A 6841-nucleotide genomic window follows, 5' to 3' on the forward strand; every position below is an offset into this window, starting at 1 on the left:
TGCCGCCAGTATCCCTTAAACATAGTGAAGATCGTTCCGGGTTTTGAACCCAGGATATTCGCTATTTCACTGAAGCCTGTTCCGTTCTTCCATAGTTCAAAAACAGAGGCTTTTTCCTCAGCTTACGTATTTCGATTTGTTCTGGTGTTATCGGAGAGGCTTTTGGTGTTTTGCCCTGACGCTCATCACGCAGTTGTTTGACCCATCTTGTCATTGTGGAAAGGCCAACATCCATAGCTTTGGCGGCATCTGCCACCGTGTATTTCTGGTCAACAATCAGTTGAGCGGATTCGCGTTTAAACTCTGCGCTAAAATTTCTTTTTTTCATTGGAGCACCTGTGTTGTTCTGAGGTGAGCATATCACCTCTGTTCAGGTGGCCAAATTCAGTGTGCCACTTCAACGCACCAAAATTCGCAGCTGGTGAGGTATTTGGGCTTCAGGAGGCGTCCGGCATGAAAGGCGTTCTTTTCCGTGCTAAAGACGCAATCAAGGAAAAATTCGGCGCTCGCTGGCTGCCAGCGAAGGCGAAGAACAGCGATTTCCCGGGCAACTGGTGGATTATCGAGACAAAACACAACGTGGCGGACGTTCTGGCCGTCATCCAACAATACGCATAACAGGAGCGCCCGGTTCGCCGGGCGTCGCATAATATGGTCACACTATCTGATACAATAAAACCGAATAAAACATATCTTGAGGCGGTACTCCGTACAGCGTTGTTAGGAAAAACAGAAGACGAATACGTTGATTTCTTCCTGTCAGGGCTACGCGGGCGATTACTGAAAAATCCCCGCCTGTACCGCAGCTATGGTCCATACTGGCCGGAAATTAAAAAATTATTACTGGAGCGCGGTTATGGTAATTTCGGTCGTCTCGTTGACCGTGACGTTCGCAAAATTTACCGTTATGACCGCCCGGCGCTAACACTCATAGCCGCGACGCTCTACAGCCAGGAGCGTTTTGATAATGGTCAGATATACTCAGCCTGGCATTTACTGCCTGTGCCTGAAGAAGTTGACGACCAGGACTATGAGTTTGAGTCTTACGATTTGGAAGTTGAAGCCTTAGCACAGGCTGGAGATAAAACTTGAAAAAGCGATACTACACAGTAAAGCATGGGACGCTACGAGCATTACAAGAGTTTGCTGACAAGCATAACGTTGAGGTGCGCAGGGAAGGGGGAAGTAAAGCTCTGCGCATGTACCGTCCTGACGGAAAATGGCGGACGGTCGTCGATTTCAAAACAAACAGCGTTCCCCAGGGCGTCCGCGACCGGGCATTCGAAGAATGGGAGCAGATCATCATAGATAATGCTCTGCTACTAAATGCTGACTGAGTTTAATATTACAATATTATCTGGGAGATAAATGCATCTTATTTCCCAGATGATAACTGATGTTTTGCATATTCACATGGTGTACAATTATAATACTGCCTAAATAGGTACACAAAGTACGATATACTACTAAAAACACAACTTTCTGATACTTGTTTGAGGGGGCGGTTTTGCTTTAGTAATTTAATAGCAAAAGCCATCCGTGTATCAAGTAATAACTTACTGAAGGAGGTGTTTTCTAATAATAGTTTTTTCTTTATTAAACTCTCACTCATGTATAGATAATCAGTTAAATCTCTTAGTTTCCAATGTTTAGATACATCTGAAAGAAATATGCTGCGTACTTTCCCTGAGAAAGTAGGCATGCCAGACGTAAGAAAAGCTCTAAGGTTGTCAACATCACTAAAAATTGAAAGTAATGAAAAAGTTAAAGCATCCTTAAAATCAGGATGTATATGATTCTGGTCACTTATATTATCGATCATCCTGATTAATAAATCAGGATAAGCAAAAGACTTTTTTAGCAAATGTGGGCATTTATCCAGAAGTTGCTTCCCTTGGTGATTGTGACAAGATAAATAGTTTCTTACAGCACTATCATTAAGTTCGAATTCGATATATTTATCTGAATAGGTTTGTAAGAATTCGCGTTCAGAATGTTTAAGCAACAGCACATCACCATAATTTAATATTAAGAAATCCTTAAGAAATTGAAAATTTATCGGTTTCTTTATAAGGATGAAGTAACAGACTCCTGACATAGCTACCACCATTCTAAAGAGGCTTTGAACAAGAATAGAGATACAGCAGCACTGAAATCAAGAAGTTGTGCAAAAAATAAAAATATTGATTTGTGTCACAGTTGCTGCTTTTTATTATTGAATTTTTATCAATTTCACTACAGATAAATAAATTGACATAGTGTGTAACCCCTGTAAATATAAAGGGCACTTTATCTGCTAAAGCCAACCAATTTAAAAATAGAGGGCGGGAGCATGGAAGTTATCTACATAGTAGAACCAATCATTTCCACAAGCACTAACAAGTTGATAGCAGTGGAAGTGTTGAGCAGATTTTATTCCAACGAGGGGGCTATTCTTTCTACTCAGAAAGTATTAGGTATGTTTACAAGCAAGATGAAGATTAACTTGCTAAAATCTCAACTTAACACAATAATCAAGTATAAGCATTTTTTTGAATGCCATAATATATTATGCTCTATCAATGTAGATTATGATACCTGTTTATATATATATGGCAATAAACAAATTCAAGAACTACTAATAAACAATAAATTTATAGCGATTGAGATATCAGAAAACTATCCTGATTTAAGCGATGAGGATTACATCATATCCTTTCTACTGACTTTGACAGATAATGTTTGGCTTGATGATTTTGGAAGTGGTAACGCCACCATGAAAGCATTAATTAAAAATAAATATCATGCAATAAAACTTGATAAGTCATTTTTTCAAGAGCATATGATTAAGCCTCATTTTGATGTCATTATTAGCAATTTAAAAAAGTTATGTCCGAATATCATCGCTGAAGGCGTCGAAAACATTGATTGTCATAAGTTATCAAAAGGGATAGGGCTATGGGGCGCTCAGGGATATTTATTCCCATCAATTCCGCTGACGGAGATTGAGTCCATAGATAGTAAGTGGCTATCAGATTTATGAGATGCAGAGAGTTAGGATATTGATATGAACATCTAAGCACCTCATTACTGTGCTTAAAAGATGTTATCCTTACCTGTTAATTTACCTTGAGGAACTTTAGTGAGCTCCATCCGATAAAATGCTTTTATCATATTTACAAATGGCTCATATGGTGAATATTCGTTGTCTTGTTTAGTAACGGTGTCTGTCATTGTCCTGATGTAGTCTGCGCTTACCACGTTGTTGTATTCTGTTGCGAAGCAGCATAACAACGTCAGAACATGCTCTGTCGTTATTTCGATCCAGTTGATGTTGAAAAACTCATCGCCTTTTTTATCGTGTTCGGAATCGAAGATGCTTTGGTGGAGGATGTATTTGCCGGATTCCTTGCGCGGTAACTTGATCGCTTTCTGGCGTTCCAACTCCTTGTAAATCTGCATTGCTTCAATTAGTACCGGCCTGCCGTTCATGAAGGGATCGCGCAACCTTACACGCTGGCCAACTCGACCGGTAATAAAGCTGTTTTCCTCTTCCACCAGCACGATAAAACCCTTTTCCTCTTTTTCTCGCAATTCGCGCAGCAGCTGGAGTTCCATATCGCGGCGGCGTTCAGGGTAGCTGGTCCGCTCAGCCATTATCAGCTCGTTGTTGATCCATGCAGCAGTCATTGACGCCGGTTTACCGACGCTCATCGAAACAACGCATATTTTCTTATCCATAGCGCCCCCTATAAAAAAGAAAAGCCACCAGCGGCGGCTTAGCAATACAACTGAAGGTAGCGCCCGGTACTCAGACTGTGCCGTCCATGGAATATTTGAAAAGGGATCCATCCGTACCGGGCATGTGATGATTCTGACTGAAGTCACTTGTCAGTTGTCAATTATTTCAGATTAAAAATAATATATTTATTAGTGCATGATGTTTGCCATCTCATAGGCGTCAGCCAGCAATTCCATCTCTGACTTGTTCAGCAAGGTGAATTCTTTCTTGCCTCCAACCACACCATCGGCATGAACGGGGACCAGCCAGGGGTATTTTTCTCTTACTTCAGCCGGTGCTGCATGCTAGTGGTGCCATCTACAAAGGGGCAATTGCTTTTTGTGACAACCCGGCGCGGTACGACCGGAGATATGGTGCAGAGACACCTCTTCAGATATTACTCCATGCATGTAGCAGGCAATGCAGGGGAGAGTGCCAAGAGCATTGGCGATGGTCCGTTCCTCCGCCGTCGGTGTTCGCCCCTTCAAGCCACGAGATTTTATTTTTACCGCACTTTTCCGCGTTTTGCTGGCTGGTGGGCGCTCTTTCTGTTTAGCGATACGGCGGTCGATAGAATCCCGCATTTTCTGATATTGCGATTCTCGCCAGGCGGGGTCAGCCAACTTTTCCCGTTGCCGATCGCTCGTTCTCTGGCTGCCTTCTGCCACTCGCGGCGCTGTTCAAGTTTTTGTTCGATTGTTTTCATATGGCAAAAAAAGGCGGCCTAATGGCCGCCAATGATGTCAAGGAGTGAAGTAATGGCAACGTCTTCGTAGTTGACAAAAACTGCGGCTCAATTATAGTAATCAATTAGAGCAATTAAAGTTATTTATTTATCGCGAATCACATTTTTTCACTTCAGTACCTGTGTGCTATACTCCTTCTTGATTGATTGGATGCGGAATACAAACCCGCTCTTTTGTGCAGCCTGGCTCCTTGCCAGGATTTTTTTATTTCAGCATGGAAGCTGTTAACGCTTTGGACCTTGCTGAACTGATTGAAAGGGCTTTGTCAACGTGCCCCAAAAATTCGCCAAACTCGGCCATCACTTTGGCAAAACCGCGCCGTGCTTCTTTCTCGGTGGCATTCATCACGAAATGTTCAGCACTACGCATACTTTTGACAGGGAACGCAACGGATATTGAGTCAATATCAGGCATTCTATCGCTCAGCTTTACAGTGACAATGACGGCTGGCGACTGAATATTAGTGCTTACAGACAGCACTACATATTTTCCGTCGATGTTGAAATTCTTTCTCACATGTCACCATAAATATCAAAGAATTAGAGCAATCATTTACGCGTTAATGGCTAATCGCCATCTTCCAGCAGGCGCACCATTGCCCCTGTTTCACTATCCAGGTTACGGATATAGTTCATGACAATATTTACGTTGGTCCAGCCACCAGCTTGCATGATCTCCGGTAGTGAAACTCCGGCGCGGGCCATATCTCGTGCGGCTCCGACACGGGCACTGTGTCCAGACCAGGCCAGGTACCTCTGGCCAGAGTCATCCTTAGCCCCGTAAATCAATCGGTGAGTTGCTTCAAAAATCCCTTCCAGGGCGCGAGTTGATAGCTGGCTGGTGGCAGATGGCGCGGCAACACCATTTTTTCTGACACGGCAAAACAAGTAGTTATTCGGATCATCAGCCACACCAGAGACAGAAATCCATCGCTCAACCAGTTTAGTTACCCCCAGACTAAGTGCCTTCTCTACACCAGCGGTGCTAACCAGCGTTTTCGTTCTGCCAATATGGATTAACATTCTCCCACCGCCAGTACGTGAGATATCTTTAACTCTGATCCTAGAAATTTCGGCTATACGTAACAGGGTGTTATAAGCAATCCCCAGAAATGCCAGATTACGTATATCCTGGCAGCGATCGCTATTTTCCATGAGTGAACGAACCTGGTCGAAATCAGTGCGTTCGAACGCCAGCGCCTGTTTTGCACGCTCACCGGCATCAACGTTTTCTTTTCGGATCCGTCGGATGACCAGTGAAACAGCATTGCTGTCACTTGGTCGTGGCAGCCCGGACCGACGATGAAGCATATTTAGCTGGCCCAAATGTTGCTGGATAGTTTTCACTGCCAGACCGCGCGCCTGAAGATATAGAAGATAATCGCGAACATCTTCAGGTTCTGCGGGAAACCATTTCCGGTTATTCAACTTGCACCATGCCGCCCATGACCGGCAAACGGACAGAAGCATTTTCCAGGTATGCTCAGAAAACGCCTGGCGATCCCTGAACATATCCATCAGGTTCTTGCGAACCTCATCACTCGTTGCATCGACCGGCAATGCAGGCAAATTTTGGTGTACGGTCAGTAAATTGGACATTTGACACTCAGATAATGGTTTTAAGTAAAGTGTACAGGATCGGCTCTGCCTTTACCTGTTTATGGTTCTCGTCATAGAAACGCCAACGACCGCGACTGCGTTCTATCTTTTCTTCACCGCGCGATAATGACAGTTGACAACTATCACGATCAAACCCTTTTGCCCGCCAGTAACCACGATTTTTCTCAAGCTCAAGATGAGTGGACACTTTAGCAGCTGAATATCCCATTTTTCACCTCTGATTGATTGGTGGTGCTAAGTGCGCTACGCGAAATCTGGAGCACTAACACTGCCAACATTTCGCAGATTTTACGTAGCGCAACCTTGATCAAATGATCAAGTGATCACTATTTGACCTGATAAGGTATTGAACTGTATAGATTTACAGGTAAATTGATCATGTTCAATAACCCTTAAGATAACTTCGTATAATGTATGCTATACGAAGTTATTAGGTCTGAAGAGGAGTTTACGTCCAGCTGCGCATAAAAATCAAGAATTATTAGAGCAATAAATTTTGAGAGAATAATCCCACTCCACCAGCCAAAAACTGGATTGTTTTTCATAGTTGTTTGACAATTGCTCTAATAAATTATAGTTTTGCCGCCGTTACGTAATACGACTTTGGATTCACTATTTAATGTGTCTTCAGCGTTGTAGAGCGGCTCAGAAGGAAATGAGCAAACAGGGAAACCTTATACAACGGCATTACAGCTATGGAAGGTGCGAATAAGCAG

General features: G+C 43.2%; 8 protein-coding genes and 4 pseudogenes. 4 read left to right on the forward strand and 8 right to left on the reverse strand.

The features are described from left to right. Together A7589_RS22295 and A7589_RS22300 are read right to left on the reverse strand one after the other, a co-directional pair. Nucleotides 1–122: pseudogene (locus A7589_RS22295) on the reverse strand (helix-turn-helix domain-containing protein); the annotation flags it as partial. Further along, nucleotides 110–328 (reverse strand): annotated as a pseudogene (locus tag A7589_RS22300) (transposase); the annotation flags it as partial. The pseudogenes A7589_RS22300 and A7589_RS22295, both read right to left, overlap by 13 nt. 74 nt (nucleotides 329–402) lie before the next feature. Here A7589_RS22300 and A7589_RS22305 point away from each other — a divergent pair. The 3 genes and pseudogenes from A7589_RS22305 to A7589_RS22315 form a co-directional block, all read left to right on the forward strand. After that, nucleotides 403–618 (forward strand): annotated as a pseudogene (locus A7589_RS22305) (darB domain protein); the annotation flags it as partial. Nucleotides 619–651: 33 nt separating this feature from the next. Continuing rightward, a complete protein-coding gene (locus A7589_RS22310; protein ID WP_000258162.1) occupies nucleotides 652–1092 on the forward strand; it encodes a hypothetical protein in 441 nt (146 codons plus the stop codon). Beyond that, the gene (locus tag A7589_RS22315; RefSeq protein WP_000747846.1) at nucleotides 1089–1337 is read left to right on the forward strand and encodes a hypothetical protein; all 249 of its coding nucleotides are present in this window, start codon (nucleotides 1089–1091) and stop codon (nucleotides 1335–1337) included. Before A7589_RS22310 ends, A7589_RS22315 begins: the two co-directional genes overlap by 4 nt. A gap of 38 nt (nucleotides 1338–1375) precedes the next feature. Here A7589_RS22315 and A7589_RS22320 read toward each other — a convergent pair whose 3' ends face one another. Beyond that, nucleotides 1376–2098 (reverse strand): helix-turn-helix domain-containing protein, encoded by a 723-nt coding sequence (locus tag A7589_RS22320; protein WP_108189025.1) that lies wholly within the window; start codon nucleotides 2096–2098, stop codon nucleotides 1376–1378. 234 nt (nucleotides 2099–2332) lie between these two features. Between A7589_RS22320 and A7589_RS22325 the strand changes: the two genes are divergently transcribed. Beyond that, entirely contained in the window at nucleotides 2333–3022 is a 690-nt protein-coding gene (locus A7589_RS22325) for an EAL domain-containing protein (RefSeq protein WP_108189026.1), read from the forward strand. Nucleotides 3023–3075: 53 nt separating this feature from the next. On the opposite strand, the gene A7589_RS22330 is transcribed toward A7589_RS22325, so the two are convergent. The 5 genes and pseudogenes from A7589_RS22330 to A7589_RS22350 all read right to left on the reverse strand — a co-directional run bounded on the left by A7589_RS22330 (nucleotide 3076) and on the right by A7589_RS22350 (nucleotide 6333). Beyond that, nucleotides 3076–3831 (reverse strand): hypothetical protein, encoded by a 756-nt coding sequence (locus A7589_RS22330; protein ID WP_072134454.1) that lies wholly within the window; start codon nucleotides 3829–3831, stop codon nucleotides 3076–3078. Nucleotides 3832–3909: 78 nt separating this feature from the next. Next, nucleotides 3910–4466: pseudogene (locus A7589_RS22335) on the reverse strand (Ref family protein). A 244-nt stretch (nucleotides 4467–4710) separates the two neighbouring features. Then, nucleotides 4711–5022, reverse strand: coding sequence for a lysogeny establishment protein (locus A7589_RS22340; protein ID WP_108189027.1), 312 nt, complete (start codon nucleotides 5020–5022; stop codon nucleotides 4711–4713). Between the two features lie 50 nt (nucleotides 5023–5072). Further along, the gene (locus A7589_RS22345; RefSeq protein WP_108189028.1) at nucleotides 5073–6104 is read right to left on the reverse strand and encodes a site-specific integrase; all 1032 of its coding nucleotides are present in this window, start codon (nucleotides 6102–6104) and stop codon (nucleotides 5073–5075) included. A 7-nt stretch (nucleotides 6105–6111) separates the two neighbouring features. After that, nucleotides 6112–6333 (reverse strand): hypothetical protein, encoded by a 222-nt coding sequence (locus A7589_RS22350; protein ID WP_000542335.1) that lies wholly within the window; start codon nucleotides 6331–6333, stop codon nucleotides 6112–6114. Between the last annotated feature and the right edge of the window lie 508 nt (nucleotides 6334–6841).

This window comes from Escherichia sp. MOD1-EC6475, assembly GCF_003046645.1.
Taxonomy (GTDB): domain Bacteria; phylum Pseudomonadota; class Gammaproteobacteria; order Enterobacterales; family Enterobacteriaceae; genus Escherichia; species Escherichia ruysiae.

Excerpts from the sequence above, each read along its gene's own strand:
- A7589_RS22330 (WP_072134454.1), bottom strand. The coding sequence starts at position 3,831 with ATGGATCCCTTTTCAAATATTCCATGGACGGCACAGTCTGAGTACCGG.
- A7589_RS22325 (WP_108189026.1), top strand. The coding sequence starts at position 2,333 with ATGGAAGTTATCTACATAGTAGAACCAATCATTTCCACAAGCACTAAC.
- A7589_RS22345 (WP_108189028.1), bottom strand. The coding sequence starts at position 6,104 with ATGTCCAATTTACTGACCGTACACCAAAATTTGCCTGCATTGCCGGTC.
- A7589_RS22320 (WP_108189025.1), bottom strand. The coding sequence starts at position 2,098 with ATGTCAGGAGTCTGTTACTTCATCCTTATAAAGAAACCGATAAATTTT.
- A7589_RS22310 (WP_000258162.1), top strand. The coding sequence starts at position 652 with ATGGTCACACTATCTGATACAATAAAACCGAATAAAACATATCTTGAG.
- A7589_RS22350 (WP_000542335.1), bottom strand. The coding sequence starts at position 6,333 with ATGGGATATTCAGCTGCTAAAGTGTCCACTCATCTTGAGCTTGAGAAA.